The following is a 22241-nucleotide window of genomic DNA, read 5'->3' on the forward strand; positions in this document are numbered from 1 at the left end:
GTCACTCGTGCAGAGGCCCGAGTGACGGCGCACTGACGAATCGCGCCGAATCCGGCACCGGCTGCTCGATCTCGACGACCGTGATCGTGTTCGATCCCGCCTGCGTCACCGGGGCAGGGACGTAGAGCGTCCGCTGTGGACCGTTCGACCAGTACCGGCCGAGCAGGAAGCCGCCGACGAAGACGTACCCCTTGCCCCATCCGGTCGTGTCGAGGAACAGATCCGACGGGGCGTCCAGATCGAAGCTCCCCTCGGTCACGAGCAGTTCCGGTGCGGCCGCGGCCTGGTCGAGGGGGACGGGTGTCGTCCGCCACCCGGACAGCGCGTGGCCGTCGACGGCCACCGGCCCGATGAGGCCCTTCGCCTCGCCGAGGCGGTCGTCGTAGTTCACCCGCCCCTGTTCCTCCACCAGGATCGAGAGGTCTCTCCCCGGGGGCAATCGGAGCGCATGCTCGTGCCGCGTCCGTGAGAGCGATCCGACGCGGATGCCGTCGACGGACACCCAGGCCTGATCGCGGGCTTCACCGATCGACAGCACCCCGCCGGAGAACCCGTCCGGCAGAGCGGTCTCGTGCCGCAGCAGCGAACCGGTGTGCTCGGCCTCCTCGAATGTCGCGAGGCCGGGCAGGGAGGCGAGACTCGTGTCGGCCGTCCGGGACACCGGGGCCAATGCCACCGTGATCGCCGGCCGTGCCGCGGCCGGCGTGGGGGCCTCCGCGGGCACATCCGCGTACTTCGCGATGACATCGCGGAACGCGTGGTATTTCTCTGTCGGGTCGCCCGCTTCGTCGAGGGGGGCGTCGTAGTCGTAGGAGGTCACGATCGGCAGATAGCGGCCCTTGTCGTTCGCCCCGTTGGTCGTCCCGAAATTCGTGCCGCCGTGGAACATGTAGATGTTCACCGATGCGCCGGCTCCGAGGAGATCGTCCAATTCGGCGGCGGCGGTCGCGGCATCCGTCGTGTGGTGCGGTCCACCCCACCAGTCGAACCACCCGTCCCAGAACTCCGAACACATGAGAGGGCCGGTCGGCTGGTGCTCGCGCAGCGTGGCGAGGCGCTCATGCGCCCGCGAGCCGAACGAGCCGGTCAGGTGGAGGCCGGGAAGCGACCCCGCCTCGAGCATGTCTGGCTCGGGCTGGTCCACCGTGGTGAGGGGAACCGTGATGTCCGAATCCCGTGTGACGCGGACGAGCTCCGCGAGGTAGTCCTTGTCCGAACCGTACGCGCCGTACTCGTTCTCGATCTGCACGAGGACGACATTGCCGCCGCGGTCGATCTGACGCGGCGCGACGACGCGGTACACGCGGCGGAGGTACGTCTCGAGCGCCGCCTGGTAGGCGGCATCCGTTCGCCGCAGTCGGATGCCGGGGGTCGCGGTGAGCCACGTGGGCAGACCGCCGTTGTGCCACTCGGCGCAGATGTAGGGTCCCGGCCGGACGATCGCGTGCAGCCCTTCGGCGGCGATCAGATCCAGGAATCGACCGAGGTCGAGCCCGTCGGACTCGTCCCATCCGCCCTCGACGGGTTCGTGCGCGTTCCACGCGACGTACGTCTCGATCGTGTTGAGCCCCATGAGGCGCGCTTTGCGGATGCGGTCGGCCCAGTCGCCAGGGTGGATGCGGAAGTAGTGCATCGCTCCGGAGATGATCCGGTGCGGCTGTCCGTCCAAGAGGAAGTCGCGGTCGCCGATGGCGAAAGTGCTCATGTGATCTCCGCTCGGAGCTGTCCGTCCAGACACCCTGATGTCGCGAGAAGGGGTGTCCTGCCGCTGCGTCAACTGCTATGTTTACGCAATCATGTCGCCTCAGCGTAGCACGCGACCGACCCCGGAGACGGGTGTCGTTGCACCCCTCGACGAGCCCGCGGCGCGTCGTGGGGGTACGCCCCACGGGGTGCCCACGCAGGCCGATGTCGCCCGTCACGCAGGCGTCTCCGCGCAGACGGTGTCCCGCGTCGTCACGGGGGCTGCGCGGGTCGACGAGCCGACACGGGAGCGGGTCCTCGCCAGCATGCTCGAGCTCGGCTATCGGCCGAACCGGGCGGCGCGGGCACTGCGCTCCGCCCGCTACCGCAGCATCGGCGTCGTCATGAGCGACCTGACCTCGTACGGCAGCGTCCGCACCTGGGAGGCCATCTCGCGCGCGGGCGCGGAGTCCGGGTACGCCGTCGCTCTGGTCCCGACCACCCGGTTCGATCGGAGCGCCGTCGCCGAGGCGATCGAGCGCGCACGTGACCAAGCCGTCGACGGGCTCGTCATCGCGATCGGCGACCACCTCTCGGCGGGGGAGGACCTTCCACTGCCGGACGACCTCCCGGTCGTCGTCGTCGACGCCTCGGCGCTCCAAGACCGCTCCTTCGTCGACACCGATCAGACGATGGGCGCGGGGCAGGCCGTCAGGCATCTGCTCGACCTCGGCCACGAGACCGTCCACCATGTCGCGGGTCCGGCGCGCTCGTACTCGGCGGTCCGTCGGGAGCAGGGCTGGCGGGCGGCTCTGTCCGACGCGGGACGAGCGGCTCCTTCCCTCGAACGCGGGGACTGGAGCGCGCAGTCCGGGTACGACGCGGGATGCCGCCTGCGCGAGGTTCCGGCCGTCACCGCCGTGTTCGCCGCCAACGATCAGATGGCGCTCGGCGTTATCCGCGCGTTCCACGAGGCGGGGGTCGCGATTCCCGCCCGGGTCAGTGTGGTCGGCTTCGACGACATGCCCGAGGCCGCACAGTTCTGGCCGCCGCTCACGTCGATCCATCAGGAGTTCGACGAGGTCGGTCGCGCCGCGGTCGACGTGCTTCTCGCCCGGATCGACGACGCGGACGCGGTCCGCCGACTGCTCGTACCCACCCGACTGGTCGTGCGAGGCAGCACGGCCGCGGCACCACGGAAGGCGATCTCATGACGTTCCACGCTTCGGACACCGGCGTGCGCTGGCACGGCGACGGTCAGACCGTCTTGATCGAGGCGTGGGGCCGCGGCGTCCGCGTGCGCGCCGCGCTCGGTCCGATCGACGACGCCCCGGGCGCGCTCGTCGAGGCCGCCGACACCCGCGCTGATGTATCGGTCGACGGCGCGGTTGCGACCGTCTCGGCCGGCGGCGTGCGCGTGGTGGCCGAGGAATCGGACTTCAACGACTGGTCGGTGGGTTTCCACACGACGCGGCTGCGGCTGCGGGTGCAGGATGCCGACGGTCGCCTCCTGTTCGAGGAGATCACCGACGGCGGGGCACTCAAGCTCTCCGCCCGTGAGTTCCGTCCCAGCGAGGGCGGCGATCAGCGGCTGCGGCTGAGCCTCGCGACTTCCGCTGACGAGCACCTCGTCGGCATGGGTCTCTATCAGCAGGACCTCGTCGATCTGAAGGGGACGGTGCTCGAGCTCGCTCACCGGAACTCGCAGACCTCCGTCCCCTTCGTCGTCTCGAGCGCGGGGTACGGATTCCTCTGGAACCTGCCGGCAATCGGGCGAGCCGTGTTCGGGTCGAATCGGACCGAGTGGGAGGCGGAGAGCGCGACGCAATTCGACTGGTGGGTGTGCGCCGATCCACGCCCCGCAGAGATCGCCGCCGCGTACGCCGAGGCGACCGGGCACGCGCCGATGATGCCGGAGTACGGCCTCGGCTTCTGGCAGTGCAAGCTCCGGTACTCGACCCAGGAGGAGCTCCTGGCCGTCGCGCGGGAGTACCGGCGGCGCGGCATCCCCATCGATGTCATCGTGGCCGACTTCTTCCACTGGCGGTGGATGGGCGACTGGCGCTTCGAGGAGGAGTTCTGGCCCGATCCCGCCGCGATGACGGCGGAGCTCCGTGAGCTGGGTATCGAACTCATGGTGTCGGTGTGGCCGCAGGTGGCCCCGCAGTCCGACAACTGGGAGGAGCTGCGCGACGGGAACATGCTCGTGCGCACCCGGCGCGGCATCGACGTGCAGTACTACTTCGACGGCCAGTACACGCGCTTCCTCGATGTGACCGAGCCTCGCGCGCGCGAGTTCCTGTGGCAGAAGCTCGCCGAGAACTACGGCGCCTACGGCATCACGGCGTTCTGGCTCGACGAGGCCGAGCCCGAGTACGGCGCCTACCACTTCGAGAACTACCGCCTGGCGGCAGGGCCGAGCGCTCAGGTCGCGAACCTCTACCCGCGCGAGTTCACCCGCGCGATCGCGGACGGCCTTCGTGCCGACGGCAACGATCAGCCGGTCTCGCTGGTCCGTGCGGCCTGGGCGGGATCGCAGCGGCACGGCGCGCTCGTGTGGTCGGGCGACGTCCATTCGACTTTCGACGACCTCAAGGCGCAGATCGCTGCGGGGGTCCACATGGGTGCCGCCGGCATCCCGTGGTTCACGACCGACATCGGCGGATTCACGGGTGGGGATGTGCGCGAGCCGGCATTCCACGAACTCCTCGTCCGCTGGTTCCAGTTCGGCGCGTTCAGCCCCGTCATGCGTCTGCACGGCGACCGCGTGCCCGGGACGCCGATCATCGACGCGCAGGGCGTGGCGCGCGTCGGGACCGGTGCCGACAACGAGGTGTGGAGCTTCGGCGACCGGATCGAGTCGCTCCTCGTGGAGTACATCCGGCTGCGCGAGGACCTGCGGGGTTACACGCGTGAGGCCATGGCGGACGCGCACCGGCGCGGTGCGCCCGTCATGCGCGGCATGTTCTTCGAGTTCCCCGAGGACGAGAGAGCGTGGACGACACCCGGGCAGTACCTGTTCGGGCCAGACATCCTGGTCGCCCCGGTCACAGAGCCGGGGGCGACCCGGTGGGAGGTCTACCTCCCCGCCGGAGCGGAGTGGACCGACGCCCGGACGGGGAACACGCACCGCGGCGGGCAGACGGTCGCAGTCGACGCCCCCCTCGCGTCGATCCCCGTGTTCCACCGCGATGGACGCGTCGGAGCCGCGCTCGCCCGGCTCGCAACCCTTCCCGATCTCCACCAGCCCTGATACGACCGACCCCACACCCTCGACGGAGAGAACCGCATGAGCCTCATCACCGCCACCACCCGCGCCCACCGCATCGACCGCAGGATCTACGGCCAGTTCGCCGAGCACCTCGGACGCGGCATCTACGAGGGCCTGTGGGTCGGCGAGCAGAACGAGATCCCGCACAAGAACGGCCTTCGGGTGGACGCGATCGCAGCCCTCCGCGAGATCAAGGTCCCCGTCGTGCGGTGGCCGGGGGGCTGCTTCGCGGACGAGTACCACTGGTTGGGCGGCGTGGGCCCGAGCGAGCAGCGCCGCGCGATGGTCAACACGCACTGGGGCGGCGTCGTCGACCCGAACACGTTCGGCACGCACGAGTACTTCGAACTGCTGCACCAGCTCGACGCCGAAGCCTATGTGAACGGCAACGTCGGCAGCGGGTCGGTCGCCGAGATGCAGGACTGGGTCGAGTACATGACCCTCGATCAGCACACCCCGATGGCCGAGCTCCGTCGCGCGCACGGCCGCGAGCAGCCCTGGAAGCTGCAGTTCTTCGGTGTCGGCAACGAGAGCTGGGGGTGCGGCGGCAACATGCTCCCGCTGCATTACGCGAACCTCTACCGCCAGTACCAGACCTTCGTGCGCGACTACGGCGACAGCCACGTCGCCAAGGTCGCGTGCGGCGCGAACGCCGACGATTACGAGTGGACGGAGGTGCTCATGGCGCGCGCGGCCGGCCACATGGACGCGCTGAGCCTGCATTACTACACGCTGCCGACGGGGGAGTGGGACGTGAAGGGCGCCGCATTGAGCTTCGACGATGCCGCCTGGTACGACACCATCCACCGCACCCGCGCGATGGACACGCTCCTGCGGCGTCACGGCGAGATCATGGACCGGCACGACCCGTCGCGTCGCGTCGGACTCTTCGTCGACGAGTGGGGCACCTGGTACGACGTCGAGCAGGGAACCAACCCCGGGTTCCTGTTCCAGCAGAACACGATGCGCGACGCGATCGTGGCAGCCGTCAACTTCCACATCTTCCACCGGCACGCCGCCCGCGTGCGGATGACGAACATCGCGCAGATGGTGAACGTCCTCCAGGCGATGCTCCTCACCGACGGAGCGCGCATGCTGAAGACCCCCACGTTCCACGCGTTCGGGATGTACGTCGACCATCAGGATGCCGACTTCGTCGAGACCGTCGACGACGGCGGACGCGCGAACGGTCGCGGCGGCGCGCACCTCGACCACACCGTGAGCGTCAAGGACGGCGTCTACACCGTCAGCGCCGTCAACTGGGACCTGGAGGCCGATGCCGACCTGACCCTGCGGCTGCCCGAGCGCGTCGGCGAGGTGGTGAGCGCACGGATCCTGCATGCGCCGGCATCCGCCCACAACACCTTCGACGAGCCGGATGCCGTCGCCCCGACGGACTTCGCCGGGACCGTCGTCGAGGGGAGCGACCTCCGGCTCCCGCTGCCGCCGCGGAGCATCGTCACCGCCCGGGTGCGGACCGCGGGATGACGGGAGCCGAGCCGCTGCCGCTCGGCGCCGTCACGCTGACGTCGGGGCCGTTCGCGCGCGCGCAGCAGCGCGCCCTGCGGACGGCCCTGGAGCTCGATCCGGACCGACTGCTGGCGCCCTACCGACGCGAGTCGGGCGTGCCCACCGGCGCCGGGTACGGCGGGTGGGAGACGGAGGGCCTCGACGGGCACACGCTCGGGCACGTCCTGAGCGCCCTGTCCGCTCATGCTGCCGGCGGCTCCGCACCGGCGCGCGATCGAATGGAGCTGCTGCTCACCGGTCTCCGTGAGTGCCAGGTGACGCTCGGAACGGGGTACATCGGCGGGGTTCCCGACGGTGTCGCGCTGTGGCACGACATCGAAGGCGGCCGGATCGAGCCGCAGACCTTCGACCTCGACGGACGCTGGGTTCCGCTGTACAACCTCCACAAGGTGCTGACCGGGGTCATCGATGCGACGGTGTACGCGGAATCAGCGCTCGGCCGGACGATCGCGACGGAGTTCGTCGCGTGGTGGATCCGTGTCTTCGCCCCCATCAGCGACGCCGACGTCGACCTCATCCTCCGGACCGAATCCGGCGGTCTGGCGGCTTCCCTCGCCCGGTGGGCGGACCACACCGGCGATGAGGATGCCGCGACGCTGGCCGCGCGCCTTGCGGTGCGGGCGCTGTGGGAGCCGCTCGCCGCCGGCCGGGATCCGCTCGACGGGTTGCACGCGAACGCGCAGATCCCGCTCGTCGTGGGTCACGCGGTCCTCGCGCGACAAGGCCGTGGCGACGAGTTCGCCGCGGCGGGGCGCGCCTTCTGGGAGAGCGTGACGCAGCACCGCACGACGGTGATCGGTGGCAACAGCGTGCGCGAACACTTCCCGCCTCGCGACGACTGGTCGAGCATGTTCACGGCCCGTGAGGGCCCTGAGACCTGCAACACCGTGAACATGGTCGAACTCGCGCGCGAGCTGTACCGGCTCGATGGAAGGGTCGAGCATCTGGCCTACATCGAGCGGGCGCTGAGCGCACACATCCTCTCGATGCAGCATCCCGATCACGGCGGAATCGTCTACTTCACCTCGCACCGCCCCGGCCATCACCGGGTGTACTCCCGATCGGAGACGGGGTTCTGGTGCTGCATGGGTACCGGCCTCGAAGCACCCGCTCGATTCGCTGCGTCTGCGTTCTCGACCGGTCCGGGACAGCTCGACGTGAACATGCTGCTCGGGTCGCGCGTCCAGTGGGGCGACGCGGTCGTCGAGATCGAGACGGAACGCCCGTTCGGCGACGACGCGCTCCTGCACGTCACCGTGCCGAACCCGGGCGCGTTCGTCGTCAGAGTCCGGATGCCCGAGGGAGTGGATGCCGAACGGGTCGAAGCGCACATCGCGGGTGCCGTTCTCGGGCCGGGACCTGACGGATGGCTGCGCATCGATCGCCAGTGGCACGGTCGAACGACGGTTCGTCTCGTGTTTCCGCCCATCATCCGCAGCACGGAGGCGCCGGACGGTTCCGGCTGGGTCTCGCTCGTCGACGGGCCGCGCGTGCTCGCGGAGCGCCTCGCGGGTCCGCCGGTCGACCCGCTGGCGACCGACGCCCGCATGGGACACATCGCCCGGGGAGCGCTCCTGCCCCTGGCTGACGCACCCGTCCTCACGCCGGAGGACCTGACGGCCGCGCGCCGCACCGTTGAGGGAACCGTGATCCTGCCGGCATCCGCGACCCGTCGCGAGGTCGTCCTGGAACCGTTCGCCTCACTCCACGACGACCGCTACATCCTCGCGTTCCCCTATGCCCGGGACGGGGACGCCGACGGTCGCCGCGCGGACCTCGCGGCGGAGGATGCCCGCGCGGACGCGGTGGATGCGCGGACGATCGACGTCGTGACCTTCGGGCAGCAGCAGCCCGAGTCCGATCATGCTCTCGCCCTCGCCGACTCGGAGTCGGGCTACGACGAGGGGTCGCATTGGCGACGGTTCGGGGCGGAGTCGACCTTCGTCCTTCAGGACTGGGGTGGCGCCGCGGCGACGATGCGTATCGGCTGGCTCGGCGATACGTCGCCTCGGCGCCTCGTCGTCCGGATCGACGATGACGTGGCGGCCGATGTGCGGGTAGCGCCGACGCGGGATCAGGATGCCATCGAGATCGACCTCTCCGGGTACGCCGACGGCCGCGCGCGATGGTCGATCACGGTCTCCGGGGCAGAGGCGGGCACGCCGCGCCTCACCGAAGCACGGCTGATGAGCGCGCCGGCCGTGTGACCTCCGTGCGCCTCAGCGGTCGTGTCGCCAGAAGACGCTCTCGTGCGGCAGGAGTGTCAGATCGATCGCGTGCGAGTCGGGCGCGACACCCCGCGTCGTCGTCGATCCCGTGCGTCCAGGTCGCGCCGGCACCCGTCGCCCCGTCCATACGTCCACGATGGTCGCCGGCTCGGCTCCCAGTCCGAGATCGCGGGTGTCGAGCGTCGCCGTGAGGTCGTCGTCCGTCGTGTTCACCGCGGCGATCCACGTCGTTCCCCCACCCGTGGCCTGCCACAGGACGAGGCCGTGCTCGCGGCGGATCTCGGCGCTCCGATCGGCTCGCGCCAACAGGTCCGCGAGCGCGGGGTTGCGGAGAAGCTCGATGGTCGCGGGGTCGGTGCTCGGGAGGTCTCCACCGAACATGAGCGGTGAGCGCGCGATCGTCCACAGCGTCAGCAGGCTTCGCCGCTGGGCGGCGGTGAGCGCGTCGTCCCGCGGCTCGCCGCGTTCGGCGCGGATCCCGATGCGACCGAGCGGCAGCATGTCGGCATCCGGCCACGCGCCGCGACGGGCGTGGGGGGCCCACCGCGCCATGCGGCTGAGGTTGTCGAGGACGTCCTCCCAGCGGTCCCAGACGTCGTCGCAGATGCGCCACATGCTCGCGTGCTCCGACAGATGCTCCAGGTGCGCCGCCGACAGGTCGCGTCCGGGCGACAGACTGAGGACGATCTCCCGCTCGGCCGCGTGCACCGCCTCGCTGTAGGCCGTGATGTCGCGCTCCTGGTAGGGCCACAGCATGTCGTCGGCCTTGATCAGGTCGATACCCCAGGAGTCGTAGAGGGCGACCGTCGAGCGGTAGTAAGCCGCGGCATCCGGATGTCCATGGTCGATGCCGACGAAATGGGGGTTCCACTCGCAATCATTCGCCGGGTCGGCGATGTCCGACAGCGGTGTCGACGTCCCGTGCAGGAGCATTCCCTCTGCGAGGGCGCGACGGGGGATGCCGCGCATGACGTGCAGGCCGAGCCGAAGGCCCAGGGCGTGGACCTGTTTGGCGAGCGGCGCGAACCCGGCGCCCCCCGCCGAGGACGGGAAGCGGACGGGGTCGGGCAGGAGCCGGCCGTGCGGGTCCAGGTGCAGACGGGCGTCGTCGTTGTAGCCGTGGGCGCGCGCGTCGGGGTCGGCCCAGTCCGCGTCGATGACAATGGTGTCCCACCCGGCGTCCCGCAGGTGGTCCGCCATGAACCGGGCATTGGCGAGCACCTCGGCTTCGGTCGCCGTCGTGCCGAAGCAATCCCAGCTGTTCCATCCCATCGGCGGACGTTCGGGGCGCGCGAGGACCATGAGGCTCCTGTCGGTCGTGATCAGCCGGCGATCGGCTGCGGGGTCTGCGGAAGAGACGGCGGCGTCAGCGTATCGGCTGAGATGATCGGGTCGGTTCGCGGCCGCGAGCGGCGCGCCAGGGCCCGGGAGTCGAGATGGTTCTCGAACGCGAGGACCGCCATGCCGGTCGCGACGCTGTTGATGCGTACGGGCGAGACGCCCAGGTCGAGGCGGGACGCGGTCAGCTCAGGTGCGCGCTCCGCCAGAGCGGCGCGCGCACCTGGCAGGAGGGCGTCGCCCAGGGCCCAGGCCGTCCACCCCGTGAGCGTCAGGACCTCCGGATTCAGGACGGCGACGATGTCGGACAGCGCGATCCCGAGGTACCGCGCGGTGTGCGTGAGAGTCTGGGACACGGCCGGGTCGTCGACCGCGTTCCGGAGGCCGCGGATGAAGTCCCGCTGATGCAGACGCAGGAGCGGATGCGCGGCATCCACATCGCGGAGCGTGTGACGGATGCCGGGAACCCCCACATACGCTTCGACACATCCCCGGCGGCCGCAACGGCACATGCGCCCGTCGAGTTCGAGCACCGTGTGGCCCCACTCACCGGCGGTGCTGGTCGCGCCCCGCAGGACGCGCCCCTCGACGATGATGCCCGCGCCCACTCCCGTGCCGAGGTTGACGACGACCGCGCTCGAGCGGCCCCGTGCGGTGCCGAACCAGATCTCCGAGTGCCCGACCGCCTGCAGCGGGTTGGCCGTCACCACGGGATTCGGCAGGTGGGGCCGCACGCGATGCTCGAGTTCGCGGATCTGCGCCGCCCACCCCTGGGGGGATGCCGAGCCGCGGGGGTCCATCGACACGATCCCGGGGAGGCCGAGGCCGACGCCGAGGATGTCGTCGCGATGCCGCCCGCCCCGAACCAGCGCCTGGTCGACCGCCCTCACGAGCGCCTCGGCGACACGATCGACGGAGGACCAGGCTTCGTCGACATCTACGTCCGCCGCGCCGATCTCGGTGAGGGCGGCATCGAAGACGACCGCGCGGATGTAGGTCTCCGCGACATCGATCCCGAGGAAGGAGCCTCCCTCGCCGTCGATGCGGAGGACCGTCGTCGGCCGGCCCGTTCCGGCGTTGTCGGTGCCGGCATCCGCGATCAGTCCGGCCTCGCGCAGTTCGGTGACGAGGTTCGAGACGGTCGCGGCACTCAGCCCGGTCGACCGGGCCAGGTCGTTCCTCGTCGCCGTGCCGCCCACGACGAGCGCGCGGACGATCTCCCGGCGCGAGGCGTCGCGGATCTCACTCGAGGACCGTGTCCGGGTCATGTTCGTCGCAGGTTTCTTCCCGGAGCTCGGCTCAGGAGCCCCCGAGGCCCGTCTCCGCGACACCGCGCAGCAGCCACCGCTGCAGCAGGATGAAGACGAGCAGGACGGGGATGGAGGCGAGGAACCCTGCGGCGAACAGACCGGTGTAGTCGAAGGTCTGCGCCGTGATGAACGATGACAGGTAGACCTGCACCGTGAGCGCGCCGAAGCCGGTCCCGGCGACGACCAGCGGCCACAGGAACGCGTTCCACGCACCCAGGAAGCCGAGGACCGTGAGAGCCGAGGCGAATGCGAGCGAGTTGGGCAGGACGACTCGGAGGAAGGTGCCGATGTACCCGAGTCCGTCCAGCTTCCCGGCCTCCTCCAGTTCCTTCGGGAATGACAGGAAGAACTGTCGGAACAGGAACACGTTGAACGCCGTGAACAGCGTCGGGACGACGATGCCCTGCAGAGTCTCCGTCCAACCGAGCCACGAGACGATGAGGTAGTTCGGCAGGAACGTCGTGGCGCTGGGGATGAGGAGCATGGTGACCGTGAGAGCCAGCAGAGGCTTCGACGCCCGGTTCGGGATGCGGGCGAGACCGTAGCCGGCGAGGGCGCCGATGATGATCTGCCCGACGGTCATCGAGACGGCCACGATCGCCGACGTCACGAGAGACTGGCCGAATCGTTCATCGGCGAAGATCTCGGCGAACTTCCCCCAGTTCGGGTCGGCGGGCCACCAGACGAAGGTCTTGGAGGTAACGTCCTCGGGCTGCGAGACGGCCGTCTTCACCATGACGTACAGCGGGAGGAGGAAGACGATCGCGAGGACGATCAGGACGGCGTAGCGGAGCGAGAGCTCGACTCGACGTCGCACCGGGTTTCCGACGACGCTCATGAGGCGCGCTCCTTCCGTGCCCCACGGCGGGGCTTCTTGGCCTCGTCCGCCGCTCCGAACCCGAAGAAGCGCGACTGGAGCAGGGCGACGAGGACGACGACCGCGGTGACGACGAACGCACCGGCGGACCCCTTCCCGTAGTCGAGCTGCTGGAATGACAGGTTGTAGATGTAGAGCAGCGGCGGCCTGGCCGAGGGGATCGTCCGCACGAGGTTGTAGAACTCGTCGAAGGCCTGGAATGCGGCGACGAGCAGAAGGAGCAGGACGGCTGCCGTGGTGGGCCGGAGCTGGGGCCACGTGATCGCGAAGAAGCGCCGCGGGCCGCGGGAGAGCCCGTCGAGGGCGGCGGCTTCGTACAGCGTGTCGGGGATCCGCTGGAGGCCTGCGATGAACAGCAGCATGTAGAAGCCGACCTGCAGCCAGAGGCGCACGGTGACGATGACGACCCAGTAGTAGGGAGACTGCGTCAGCCACGCGTCGATGGGCGGGAGCCCGACGGAGGAAAGGACGGTGTTCGCGACGGACGACGGCGACCCGCTGAAGATGCCGAGCTTCCAGATGAGCGAGGCGATCACGTACGAGAACGCCGTCGGGAGGAAGAACACGGAGCGGAAGAAGGCGCGTGCCACCGGCAGGTTGGCGACCAGCATCGCGAGGACGAGCGAGACCAGGAGCGTCGTCGGCACCACGAGGATCGCGAACACGGTGAACGACAGCAGCGACGAGAGGAAGCTGGGGTCGGTCAGGAGCGAGACGTAGTTGTCGAACCACACGAACTCGGTCGGCGAGATCGTCGCGACGGCGCGGGTGAAGCTCAGGTAGAAGCCCCAGAACAGGGCGATGATGCTGAAGATCAGCAGGCCGGTGAAGAAGGGGCCGACGAAGATCCAGAAGGCACGACGCGTGCCGCGGATCGGACGCCGGCGACGCGGCACGGAGGGCGGGGGAGTGGGCCGGTGGCCCGGGTCTGAGACCCGGGCCACCGGAGTGTTGAGCTGAGTCACTGGAGTGCGTCCAGCATGCCCTGCATCGTGGTCTGAGCCGCAGCCAGCTCCGACTTCGCGTCCGCGCCTTCGACGACGATGCGGTTGACCGCGTCGGTGAGCGCTGTGCTCATCGCGGGCGTGTAGTACGGGCCGCCGGTCCAGCCGTATTCGGTGGTCAGGTCGACGATGTCCTTCGCGATGCCGTCGCCGAGGGTCTCCGCCTGCTCGCGAGCGTCCTTCAGCGGCGGGATGTGGAATCCGTACTTGGTGCTGAACTCGATCTGCCAGTCGGCGTCGTCGACCCACTGCTTCTTGGCGATCTCCTTGGCCTTCTCGATCTTGCCGGACTTGCCGGCGACCATCTGGTTCCACTGCGACACGCCGACGATGGGCTGTCCGCCCTCGAGAGCAGGCACCGCGAACGCGCCGACGTCATCGCCGAGGGCTTCCTTGATGGCCGGGATGGCCCAGAGGCCCTGCCAGCTCATCGCCACATCGCCGGCGATGAAGGACGTCGGGTCCCACCAGTCGGTCGGAGCGCCCATGAGGAGCGACCCCGAGTCGTAGAGATCGTGGGCGGAGGTGAGGGCCTCGGCCAGCTCGGGCGACTCCAGCGAGACCTTCGTGTTGCCGTCGTCGATGATCCCGCCGGGAGCTGCCGGGGGCAGGTTGGCGGCGAGGATGCCCGCGCCGCCGTCGTTGCCGAGGAACAGACCCTTGTGCTCCGAGTTGGTGAGCTTCTTCGCAGCCTCCATGAGCTCGTCCCACGTCTGGGGGACCTCGACACCGGCCTCCTCGAACATGGACGGGCGGTAGATGAACAGCTGGGCGTCCGTGATCATCGGGATGCCGTAGTACTTGCCGTCGATCGTCACGGGCTTGAGGGCGATCGGGAGGATCTGGTCCTTGACCGGCTCGACGATGTCGGTCATGTCGGCGTACTGGCCCTGGCGTGCGGCCTCGACGTTGATCGCGTTGTATTCGAAGAGATCGATGCCCTTGCCCGAGGCGAGGAGGGCGTTGACGCGCTGCGCGTAGTCTCCCTCGACCCACTGCACGTCGATCTTCGCGTCCTTGTCCTCGTCTGCCCAGCGGTTGACGGCCTCCTGGACGCCCGCTTCTCCGTACTGGTGGTAGAACTGCGAGACCGGGCCGTCTGCGCCTCCGCCGGCGTTGCTCGAGCAACCCGAGATCAACAGCGCCGACGCGCCGAGGATTGCTGCTGTGACTGCGATCTTGCGTCGCTTGGGTGATGTCATCCTTCTCGCCTCTCTGCGGGATGGTGACGGCGATTCAGGTGTCCGATCGGTCCGCCGTCGCACCGATCGGCCTTAATCTAACGCTTAAAAGAAGGGATGGTCTAGACCCGATACCGAATCGTGTTCTCTGGCAGTATTCATGCAGGCGTTCGCGCAGGACGATGCGTGCGCAGGGGGAGAGGACACCGTGGTCGCCAAGAGATCGTCACGTGACATCCGCAGCGAGTCGCGACTCGACGTGCTCCACGCACTGCTGTCCGCAGGAACCTCCACCCGCAACGAGCTCGCGCAGACGACGGGGCTGAGCGTCGCGACGGTGGCGACGATCGTCCAGGATCTTCGCGGCGAGGACCTGGTGGTGGATGCCGGCAGTTCCGCTCTCGGCGCGGGGCGGCCGACGACCATGCTCCGCGTCAATGGGGAGCGGGGCCGAATCCTCGGCATCGATGTGGCCGAGACCTACGTCCGCGCGATCGTGTTCGACGCCAGTCTCGAAGAGATCGGCTCCGTCGAGGTCCCGATGGACGAGTCCCTCCCGTCTGCCAGCAGCGTGACCGAGAGCATCGTCCGCGCCGTCGACACGGCGCTGCGCGAGAGGGCCATCGACCGCGAGCGGGTCCTCGGAGCGGGGATCGCTCTTCCCGGCCTCATCAGCGCCGAGGAATCCGCAGACGCCGTCGCGCCTCGATGGGCGGCGCGGAACGTGGAGGTCCTCAGGCAGCTGCGCGAGCGCATCGGGCTGCCTCTCGTGGTCGAGAACCCGCTGAAGGCGATCGCCACGGCGGAGCTCTGGTTCGGACGCGGCCGAACGGCGTCGTCCATGGTGATCGCCAACCTCGGTACCGGCGTCGGCGCCGGTATCGTCCTGGAAGGCAAGATCCTCCGCGGCGCGACGCACAGCGCGGGGGAGTGGGGTCACGCCGTGCTCATGCTCGACGGGCGCTCCTGCCGGTGCGGTCGCCGGGGATGCGTCGAGGCGTACGTCGGTGCCCCCGGCATCCAGGTGACACTTCGCGAGATCGCGCCGGATCATCCGCTCGCCGTCGTCCCGCAGCGCGAGTTCGTCGACGGACTGGCGAGCGCGCACCGCAAGCCCGGGGGTGACCCCGTCGTCGACGAGGTGCTGACGCGCACGGCTCACTACCTGGGTGTCGCCCTCGGCGACCTGGCCTCGATCATCGATCCTGAAGTCCTGATGCTGACCGGCTGGACCGCGTGGATCCTCGGCGATGATCTAGTGGAGCCGACGAAGCATGAGTTGCAACGGAGGGCGCCGGTAGGCGCGACGGCGCCGGTGGAGCTCGGCGTCTCGACGGTGCGGGGGAGTTCAGTCGCCATCGGGATGGCGACGCTCGCGTTCGAGCGCTTCCTGGGCGATGTCGGCCTCTCGACGACGCGTCTCCCGCTCGCGCTGTAAGGCGGTCTCGAATCCGAGTTGACATAATGTGCATTATCGGCGAACGAGAAAAGAGGCATCACCGGGCGAGGCAGGCCGTGGCGATCGTCGCATGGATGAGCCCATCGATCGTCGAGCGGTCCGCCAGACGCAGAGACACCGTCGTCTCCGGGTCGAATCGTATGTCGAGCTGGATCGCACGGTCGCGCTCGTAGCCGGCCGCATCCCATGTCGCGAGGATCCTCGCGACGGATGCGGCATTGTCCGGTGTTGCGAGCGTGAAGGTCACCGATGATCGCGCGGTCGAGCTGTCGCATTCCGTTCGCGTCGGCGCAGTCGGCGTCTCGCCCGCCGGGCCGTGATCCCCGGCAACCGAGGCACGTGTCCGCGCGTACATCTCCGTCACCTCGGCCTCGGCACGGTCCAGGGTGATCGGCGCCGCCGGGGTCGGTGCCGGCGGCACCGCCTGATGCGTCGGACGTGTCAGTCCGCAGTCCGCTGCGCGTGGCGTCAGCTTCGGTACGGCGACGGGCCCGCCCTCCGCGGAAGCAGACGACACCCGCAGCGTTCCGTTCTGCGTCGTCACCGCGTATTCACCGTCGTGGAACGGCATCGCGGCGTCGGGGTTCGACAGCGTCGCCGCCCGCGTGCCGACGAACCCATCCATCCGGTAGAGCGTGCTCGAGCTGGAGAGCCAGTGCGTCTCCTCCCGGACGACGTACCCGGTGTCGCACCCGTCATCGTCGACGAGTGTCGACACGACGGTGGTGGACAGCGTCGCCAGGAACACGCCCGCGCCCGCGACGACCACTGCACCGGACAGGATCATGCGCGTCAGGACCACTCCCACGCGTCCTGCGATGCTCTGCCCGCGGAGGCTGAAGGCGACGACGACAGCGTCGACGGCGCCCGCCAGAACGAGGACGGCCATGATCTGGGGTGAGTCGAGCGTCCCCACGAGGACCGTCGTGTTCGCGGTCGTCAGCGCGGTGACGGCCGTCATGCTGCCGACGATCAGGACCGCGACCACCGCTGCGGCCACGCGGATGCCGACGGTCCCCCGTCGCACCTCACTCACCGACATACGCCCCGCCCACCGGCATATGCGTCAGTGACCGGCGTCCGCGTCGGAATCGGGCTCCCAGCGCAGCACATCGCCGGGCTGGCACTCGAGCGCTTCGCACAACGCGTCGAGCGTCGTGAACCTGACCGCCTTCGCCCGGCCGTTCTTCAAGACAGCCAGGTTCGCCGGGGTGATGCCGATGCGCGCAGCCAGATCGCCGACCGCCATCTTCCGACGGGCGAGCATGATGTCGATGTCGACGACGATGGGCATCAGACGACCTCGTCGAGCTCGGAGCGCATCTCGATCGCTTTCCGGAGCAACGACTTCATCACGACGACGACGAGCGCGACTCCCCCGGTGGCCAAGGCGGCTCCGTAGATGATCCCGACCGCCCCGGGCGCGACCTCACCCGGCACCAGGAGCGTCGCGAACCCTGCCGTCAGGATCGCCGCCGCCGAAATAGCCCCGATCACGACGTTCACGAATCGGAATGCACCTGCGGAGAAGACCGCATCGTCGGCCGCCATCGAGACGAGCCGCCAGACGCAGATCGCGACCACCTGCAGGCAGACGAGCCACAGGGCGACGGTGGTGACCGAGGCCACTCGCCACCCTGTCGGGGCGTCGGAGAGGTCACGCCAGACCGTGGGCAGGATCAGGACCTGGATCGCCAGAGAACCGACCAGGGACAACGCGATCGCGATGCGAAGGGTGAGGATCGTGGCACGAGTCATGATTGCCTTTCGATGGACATCTATCGAAAAACGATACATCTCCCCCGGTTCTGCGACAAGGGATGCCGAGACGTAGGCTCTAACCGTGCTGGAGGTGCTGACCGGATTCGTCGTCATCGGGGTTGCGATCCTGGTCGGGTGGATCATCGGGCGGATCGACCTCCTCGGCCCGACGGGGTCGCACGTTCTCAGTCGCCTCACCTTCTTCGTCCTCAGTCCGTTCCTGCTGTTCGTCGTGCTCGCTCGGGCTGACGTCGCCACGCTCTTCTCGGCGCTCCTGCCAGTGTCGGCACTCGCCGCCGTGACGGTTTTCGCCGTCTTCGGCCTCGTGTCGAGGTTCGTCTGGCGCCGCCCCGCAGGTGAAGTGCTCATCGGGGTGCTGTCCGCGGGCCAGGTGAACTCGAACAACATCGGCATCCCGCTCTCGCTGTACCTCCTCGGGAGCGCGGCCTATCCGGCCCCCGTCATCTTGTTCCAGCTTCTCGTTCTGACGCCGGTGGTCATGGCGATGTTCGAGGCGTTGACGACGGACGGTCGGCGCAGGCCGTGGCCCATCCTGCGACGGACCATCACTAATCCGATCGTCGTCGGCTCGGTACTCGGCACGATCGTCTCGGCGACCGGCATCCCACTCCCCCAGATCGTCATCGATCCGCTCGAACTGGTCGCGGGAGCCGCTGTTCCGGTCCTCCTGATCAGTTACGGGATCTCGCTCAACGGCCAGCGGGTGCTCGGCATACCCGGGCGACGGCGCGACATCCTCCTTGCCACCGGCCTCAAGCTCGTACTCATGCCTCTTGCGGCATGGGCGCTGTCGCGCTTCGCCTTCGGGCTCTCCCCTGCCGAGGTCCTCGTCGTGACCGTTCTCGCCGCTCTTCCCACCGCGCAGAACGTCTTCAACTACGCGCAGCGGTACACGATCGGTCAGACCATCGCGCGCGACACGGTGTTCCTCACGACGATCGGATGCGTGCCGGTGCTGTTCCTCGTCGTCGTGCTGCTGAGCCCCGGGGTGTGACCCCGGCCGCCGATCACGCTCCGAACGAAGCGGTGTCGCCGATGAGGCGGGTGTTGTCGGCCGGAACGGGCTCGACGGCTGCGCGGGCGACCTCAGCGGCGAACTCCGACACGTTGTAGAGCTTGCCGGCGCTCTCGCGGCGCTCGGCGATGGCCCCGGGGTTCGCACGCTCCAGCAGCGTCGCGGTGATGGTGCCCTCGATCATGTCACCCGAGACGACGACGAACTCGACGCCCTTCTCGGTCAGTGCGGGGATGCGCTCGCGCAGCGCGTCCTCGCCGGCGCGCTTCGAGCGTGCGACGGGCTCGTACTCCGGCATCGTCGGCGTCGTGTGGATGAAGTGGGCCTGGTGGCTCGTGACGAAGACCACTCGGCCACCGGCCGGGATCAAGGGCAGCGCCGCCTCGAGCGCGCCGACCTGGGCGTCGCGGTTCAACGTGAGGGCGTAATCCTCGGCCATGCCGCCCTCCATGCCGCCGGAGGCGTTCAGCACGAGGATGTCGAGGGTTCCGAAACGCTCCTGGATCGCCGCGAACATCTCCGACACGGATGCCGCATCGGTGAGGTCCGCGCCGACGGTGAGGACCTCGACGCCGAGTCCCCGCAGCTCCGTGGCCAGCTTCTCCGCGCGGGGGGCCTTGTTGCGGAAGTTGATCACGACGTTGGCACCCGCCTGAGCGAGGTAGCGCGCCGTGTCGGCGCCGATTCCCCGGGACGACCCGGTGACGAGGGCGGTCTTACCGGTCAGGGATGCGGCGGGGACGGGCTGCGACATGGGGCTCTCCTGCGACGTGCTCGGCGGATGCGAGGCGGATGGGGCGCCGTCGAGCCTACCAATCTGGCGCGCCGGGCCTGAGCGACGGAGCCGGTTGGTAGTGTGCCAGGACACGCCAACCGAAGGAGCCGACGATGTTCCCGGATCTCATCCAGTACCTGTGGATCGGATGGCTGGCGCTCGCGGTCCTCTTCGTCATCATCGAACTGCTGACCCTCGAGTTCACCTTCCTGATGCTCGCGTCGGGGACTCTGATCGGCGGCCTGGGGGTCAACCTCGCGGGAGGCGTCTGGTGGCTTCAGATCCTCGCCGCCGCGGCCGTGTCGGCCCTGCTCCTGTTCACGATCCGGCCGCTCCTGCTGCGCGCTCTCCACCGCTCCAGCCAGCACATCCCGACCAACGTCGACGCCCTGACGGGCATGTCCGCGCGGGTCGTCTCCGTCTTCGTGGACGGCGACGGCTCGGTCAAGCTCGACAACGGTGAGACCTGGACGGCCCGGTTGACGGACGCCGCGGCATCCGTCGCTCCCGGTCAGCGTGTCACCGTCACCGCCGTCCGCGGCGCCACCGTCGTGGTGGCACCCGAAGAAGGGAACCCCGCATGATCCTCCCCGCCAGAGTCGACGTCGGCGGCTTCGTCGGCCAGATCTTCGTCGTCGTCCTTCTGGTCGTCGTCGCGATCTTCGTCGTCGTCGTCCTGTTCCGCGCCATCCGCATCATCCCGCAGGCCTACGCCGGCGTGGTCGAACGACTCGGTCGCTATCAGCGGACCCTCTCCCCCGGACTCAACCTCCTCGTCCCCTTCATCGACCGGTTGCTGCCGCTCGTCGACATGCGCGAGCAGGTCGTCTCCTTCCCTCCGCAGCCCGTCATCACCGAGGACAACCTCGTCGTCTCCATCGACACCGTCGTCTACTTCCAGGTCACCGACGCCCGCGCGGCCACGTACGAGATCAACAACTACCTGGGCGCCGTCGAGCAGCTCACGACGACCACCCTCCGCAACGTGGTCGGTGGCCTCAATCTGGAAGAGGCGCTGACCAGTCGAGACAACATCAACACGCAACTGCGTGTCGTCCTCGATGAGGCGACGGGTAAGTGGGGCATCCGGGTGTCGCGCGTGGAACTGAAGGCGATCGACCCGCCCGTCTCGATCCAGGACTCGATGGAGAAGCAGATGCGGGCGGAGCGCGACCGCCGCGCCGCGATCCTCACGGCGGAGGGCTCCAAGCAGTCTCAGATCCTCGAGGCGGAGGGTCGACGCCAGGCCGAGATCCTGCGAGCCGAGGGTGACAAGCAGGCCGCGGTGCTCCGCGCCGAGGGTGAGGCGGAGGCCATCCAGTTCGTCTTCGACGCCATCCACAAGGGCGACCCGGACGAGAAGCTCCTCGCCTATCAGTACCTGCAGATGCTGCCGAAGATCAGCGAGAGCTCCTCCAACAAGCTCTGGATCATCCCGAGCGAGTTCACGAATGCACTCAACTCGTTCAGCACGGCGTTCGGCGGCACGGACAAGCACACTGCGAAGCCGTCAGACGGGACGACCCCCGCGTCATGACCCATCCGTGGTTCCTTGGTGAGTCGACCCCCCGCATCCTGGCTCACCGGGGATTCGTGCCGCCCGATTCCGAGAACGTCGCCGAGAACTCGGTCGCGGCTCTCGCCGCCGGCCGTTCGACGGGGACGGTGTATCTGGAGTCCGACTGCCACGTGACCGCGGACGGCGATGTCGTCCTCTTCCACGACGACGACCTGCAGCGCGTGGCAGGCGATCCTCGTCCGGTCGCGGCTGTTCGCACCCGAGAGCTGGCCGACATCATGTCCACCCGAGGTGGGCTGGCGATCCTCCCCGACGTCCTGCGAGCCTTCCCGGATGCGCGCTTCAACCTCGATGTGAAAGCGGATGCCGCTGCTCAGCCTGTGGGCGCGCTGGTCGCTCGCGAGTCGGATCGCGTGCTCCTGACGAGCTTCTCGGACCGGCGGCGAGAGGTCGCCCTGCGAGCAGCGCGGGATCGCGGCGGCGAACCGGCGACTTCGGCCGGTTCGAGCACCATCGCGGGGGTCCTCGCGGCGCTCGCATTCCGACTCCCCCGGCTCGCTGCGCGACGTCTCGAGGGCGTGCAGGCCCTGCAGATCCCGGAACGCCACCGTGGCGTGAGAATCCTCTCGCGCCGCCTGCTGGATGTCGCTCACGGCGTCGGCGCGGAAGTGCACGTGTGGACGGTCAACGAGCCGGGCGAGATGCGGCGCCTGATCGACCTGGGCGTCGACGGCATCGTCACCGACCGGGTGGATCTCGCTGTCATCGAGCGAGCGCGAGTTCTATAGTCGGCGGCCCTGGAGATCGGCTGTGAATAGCACATCGATTGAGGACTTCTCGGATGATCCGCACAGGTGAGTTCGTTATACCTGAGGACGACGAGAGGACCACACAATGGCAGATCGCAGCCTTCGCGGCATGCGTCTCGGCGCTTCGAGCCTACAGAGCGAAGAAGGCGTCGTGTTCGTAGAGCGCACCAACCACACCTACGTCTGCACGCAGTGCGAGCGGGAGACCGTTCTGACCTTTGCTGCAGACGCTGAGGTTCCCGAGGCCTGGGAATGCCGGACCTGCGGAGCCGAAGCAGTCCGCCGTATCGGCGACACCGTCGCCGTCGTGGATCACTCCGGCGACAAGGCAGCCCGTACCCACTGGGACATGCTCATGGAGCGTCGCACCATCCCCGAGCTCGAAGAGCTGCTCGAGGAGCGACTGGCTCTCCTGCGGTCCCGACGCGGCGAGAACTCCGGCAAGCTGAGCGCCTGACAC

General features: G+C 68.8%; 20 protein-coding genes. 10 read left to right on the top strand and 10 right to left on the bottom strand.

What is annotated here, in order from left to right; genetic code table 11:
• Window position 1: 1 nt before the first annotated feature.
• Window positions 2-1705 carry a glycoside hydrolase family 35 protein gene (locus ABCU91_RS09565; RefSeq protein ID WP_413353511.1) on the bottom strand — a complete coding sequence of 568 codons (1704 nt, stop codon included), beginning with the start codon at window positions 1703-1705 and terminating at the stop codon, window positions 2-4.
• A gap of 187 nt (window positions 1706-1892) precedes the next feature.
• On the opposite strand from ABCU91_RS09565, the gene ABCU91_RS09570 reads away from it, so the two are divergent.
• From ABCU91_RS09570 to ABCU91_RS09585, 4 genes are read left to right on the top strand one after another with little or no spacing between them, the layout of a single operon-like run.
• Window positions 1893-2897 carry a substrate-binding domain-containing protein gene (locus ABCU91_RS09570; RefSeq protein WP_413353512.1) on the top strand — a complete coding sequence of 335 codons (1005 nt, stop codon included), beginning with the start codon at window positions 1893-1895 and terminating at the stop codon, window positions 2895-2897.
• Window positions 2894-4936 (top strand): TIM-barrel domain-containing protein, encoded by a 2043-nt coding sequence (locus ABCU91_RS09575; RefSeq protein ID WP_413353513.1) that lies wholly within the window; start codon window positions 2894-2896, stop codon window positions 4934-4936. Before ABCU91_RS09570 ends, ABCU91_RS09575 begins: the two co-directional genes overlap by 4 nt.
• Before the next feature lie 36 nt (window positions 4937-4972).
• On the top strand, window positions 4973-6442 hold the full coding sequence (locus ABCU91_RS09580; protein WP_413353514.1) for an alpha-N-arabinofuranosidase: 1470 nt from the start codon (window positions 4973-4975) through the stop codon (window positions 6440-6442).
• Window positions 6439-8691 carry a beta-L-arabinofuranosidase domain-containing protein gene (locus tag ABCU91_RS09585; RefSeq protein WP_413353515.1) on the top strand — a complete coding sequence of 751 codons (2253 nt, stop codon included), beginning with the start codon at window positions 6439-6441 and terminating at the stop codon, window positions 8689-8691. The genes ABCU91_RS09580 and ABCU91_RS09585 overlap by 4 nt, the downstream gene beginning before the upstream one ends.
• Window positions 8692-8703: 12 nt before the next feature.
• Here ABCU91_RS09585 and ABCU91_RS09590 read toward each other — a convergent pair whose 3' ends face one another.
• From ABCU91_RS09590 to ABCU91_RS09610, 5 genes are read right to left on the bottom strand one after another with little or no spacing between them, the layout of a single operon-like run.
• Window positions 8704-10014 (bottom strand): glycoside hydrolase family 27 protein, encoded by a 1311-nt coding sequence (locus ABCU91_RS09590; RefSeq protein ID WP_413353516.1) that lies wholly within the window; start codon window positions 10012-10014, stop codon window positions 8704-8706.
• Between the two features lie 20 nt (window positions 10015-10034).
• On the bottom strand, window positions 10035-11318 hold the full coding sequence (locus ABCU91_RS09595) for an ROK family protein (RefSeq protein ID WP_413353517.1): 1284 nt from the start codon (window positions 11316-11318) through the stop codon (window positions 10035-10037).
• Window positions 11319-11349: 31 nt separating this feature from the next.
• On the bottom strand, window positions 11350-12198 hold the full coding sequence (locus ABCU91_RS09600) for a carbohydrate ABC transporter permease (RefSeq protein WP_413353518.1): 849 nt from the start codon (window positions 12196-12198) through the stop codon (window positions 11350-11352).
• Entirely contained in the window at window positions 12195-13181 is a 987-nt protein-coding gene (locus ABCU91_RS09605; protein ID WP_413353519.1) for a carbohydrate ABC transporter permease, read from the bottom strand. The genes ABCU91_RS09600 and ABCU91_RS09605 overlap by 4 nt, the downstream gene beginning before the upstream one ends.
• A 17-nt stretch (window positions 13182-13198) precedes the next feature.
• Window positions 13199-14443, bottom strand: coding sequence for an ABC transporter substrate-binding protein (locus ABCU91_RS09610; protein WP_413353520.1), 1245 nt, complete (start codon window positions 14441-14443; stop codon window positions 13199-13201).
• 187 nt (window positions 14444-14630) lie between these two features.
• Between ABCU91_RS09610 and ABCU91_RS09615 the strand changes: the two genes are divergently transcribed.
• On the top strand, window positions 14631-15860 hold the full coding sequence (locus ABCU91_RS09615) for an ROK family protein (protein WP_413353521.1): 1230 nt from the start codon (window positions 14631-14633) through the stop codon (window positions 15858-15860).
• Between the two features lie 58 nt (window positions 15861-15918).
• Here ABCU91_RS09615 and ABCU91_RS09620 read toward each other — a convergent pair whose 3' ends face one another.
• From ABCU91_RS09620 to ABCU91_RS09630, 3 genes are read right to left on the bottom strand one after another with little or no spacing between them, the layout of a single operon-like run.
• Window positions 15919-16923, bottom strand: a complete 1005-nt coding sequence (locus ABCU91_RS09620) for a hypothetical protein (RefSeq protein WP_413353522.1) — start codon at window positions 16921-16923, stop codon at window positions 15919-15921.
• Window positions 16924-16947: 24 nt separating this feature from the next.
• On the bottom strand, window positions 16948-17175 hold the full coding sequence (locus ABCU91_RS09625; RefSeq protein ID WP_307469600.1) for a helix-turn-helix domain-containing protein: 228 nt from the start codon (window positions 17173-17175) through the stop codon (window positions 16948-16950).
• Window positions 17175-17639: a DUF2975 domain-containing protein gene (locus tag ABCU91_RS09630; protein WP_406924214.1), complete on the bottom strand. Its 465-nt coding sequence runs from the start codon at window positions 17637-17639 to the stop codon at window positions 17175-17177. The genes ABCU91_RS09625 and ABCU91_RS09630 overlap by 1 nt, the downstream gene beginning before the upstream one ends.
• Before the next feature lie 85 nt (window positions 17640-17724).
• On the opposite strand from ABCU91_RS09630, the gene ABCU91_RS09635 reads away from it, so the two are divergent.
• Complete coding sequence (locus ABCU91_RS09635) at window positions 17725-18657, top strand: AEC family transporter (protein ID WP_406924213.1); 933 nt, start codon at window positions 17725-17727, stop codon at window positions 18655-18657.
• A 13-nt stretch (window positions 18658-18670) separates the two neighbouring features.
• On the opposite strand, the gene ABCU91_RS09640 is transcribed toward ABCU91_RS09635, so the two are convergent.
• Window positions 18671-19432, bottom strand: a complete 762-nt coding sequence (locus ABCU91_RS09640; protein WP_406924212.1) for an SDR family oxidoreductase — start codon at window positions 19430-19432, stop codon at window positions 18671-18673.
• 134 nt (window positions 19433-19566) lie between these two features.
• Between ABCU91_RS09640 and ABCU91_RS09645 the strand changes: the two genes are divergently transcribed.
• From ABCU91_RS09645 to ABCU91_RS09660, 4 genes are all read left to right on the top strand, one after another.
• Window positions 19567-20037: an NfeD family protein gene (locus tag ABCU91_RS09645; protein ID WP_406924211.1), complete on the top strand. Its 471-nt coding sequence runs from the start codon at window positions 19567-19569 to the stop codon at window positions 20035-20037.
• Entirely contained in the window at window positions 20034-20990 is a 957-nt protein-coding gene (locus tag ABCU91_RS09650; RefSeq protein WP_413353523.1) for an SPFH domain-containing protein, read from the top strand. Before ABCU91_RS09645 ends, ABCU91_RS09650 begins: the two co-directional genes overlap by 4 nt.
• Complete coding sequence (locus ABCU91_RS09655) at window positions 20987-21760, top strand: glycerophosphodiester phosphodiesterase family protein (protein WP_413353524.1); 774 nt, start codon at window positions 20987-20989, stop codon at window positions 21758-21760. The genes ABCU91_RS09650 and ABCU91_RS09655 overlap by 4 nt, the downstream gene beginning before the upstream one ends.
• Window positions 21761-21866: 106 nt before the next feature.
• Entirely contained in the window at window positions 21867-22238 is a 372-nt protein-coding gene (locus ABCU91_RS09660) for an RNA polymerase-binding protein RbpA (RefSeq protein ID WP_091353755.1), read from the top strand.
• Window positions 22239-22241: the final 3 nt, after the last annotated feature.

The sequence above is a fragment of the Microbacterium phoenicis genome (assembly GCF_047302325.1).
Taxonomy (GTDB): Bacteria; Actinomycetota; Actinomycetes; order Actinomycetales; family Microbacteriaceae; genus Microbacterium.

Coding starts and splice junctions, on each gene's coding strand:
- ABCU91_RS09565 (WP_413353511.1), bottom strand. CDS start 1,705: ATGAGCACTTTCGCCATCGGCGACCGCGACTTCCTCTTGGACGGACAG.
- ABCU91_RS09630 (WP_406924214.1), bottom strand. CDS start 17,639: ATGACTCGTGCCACGATCCTCACCCTTCGCATCGCGATCGCGTTGTCC.
- ABCU91_RS09585 (WP_413353515.1), top strand. CDS start 6,439: ATGACGGGAGCCGAGCCGCTGCCGCTCGGCGCCGTCACGCTGACGTCG.
- ABCU91_RS09655 (WP_413353524.1), top strand. CDS start 20,987: ATGACCCATCCGTGGTTCCTTGGTGAGTCGACCCCCCGCATCCTGGCT.
- ABCU91_RS09645 (WP_406924211.1), top strand. CDS start 19,567: ATGTTCCCGGATCTCATCCAGTACCTGTGGATCGGATGGCTGGCGCTC.
- ABCU91_RS09620 (WP_413353522.1), bottom strand. CDS start 16,923: ATGTCGGTGAGTGAGGTGCGACGGGGGACCGTCGGCATCCGCGTGGCC.
- ABCU91_RS09625 (WP_307469600.1), bottom strand. CDS start 17,175: ATGCCCATCGTCGTCGACATCGACATCATGCTCGCCCGTCGGAAGATG.
- ABCU91_RS09640 (WP_406924212.1), bottom strand. CDS start 19,432: ATGTCGCAGCCCGTCCCCGCCGCATCCCTGACCGGTAAGACCGCCCTC.
- ABCU91_RS09580 (WP_413353514.1), top strand. CDS start 4,973: ATGAGCCTCATCACCGCCACCACCCGCGCCCACCGCATCGACCGCAGG.
- ABCU91_RS09575 (WP_413353513.1), top strand. CDS start 2,894: ATGACGTTCCACGCTTCGGACACCGGCGTGCGCTGGCACGGCGACGGT.
- ABCU91_RS09660 (WP_091353755.1), top strand. CDS start 21,867: ATGGCAGATCGCAGCCTTCGCGGCATGCGTCTCGGCGCTTCGAGCCTA.
- ABCU91_RS09610 (WP_413353520.1), bottom strand. CDS start 14,443: ATGACATCACCCAAGCGACGCAAGATCGCAGTCACAGCAGCAATCCTC.
- ABCU91_RS09595 (WP_413353517.1), bottom strand. CDS start 11,318: ATGACCCGGACACGGTCCTCGAGTGAGATCCGCGACGCCTCGCGCCGG.
- ABCU91_RS09590 (WP_413353516.1), bottom strand. CDS start 10,014: ATGGTCCTCGCGCGCCCCGAACGTCCGCCGATGGGATGGAACAGCTGG.
- ABCU91_RS09650 (WP_413353523.1), top strand. CDS start 20,034: ATGATCCTCCCCGCCAGAGTCGACGTCGGCGGCTTCGTCGGCCAGATC.
- ABCU91_RS09600 (WP_413353518.1), bottom strand. CDS start 12,198: ATGAGCGTCGTCGGAAACCCGGTGCGACGTCGAGTCGAGCTCTCGCTC.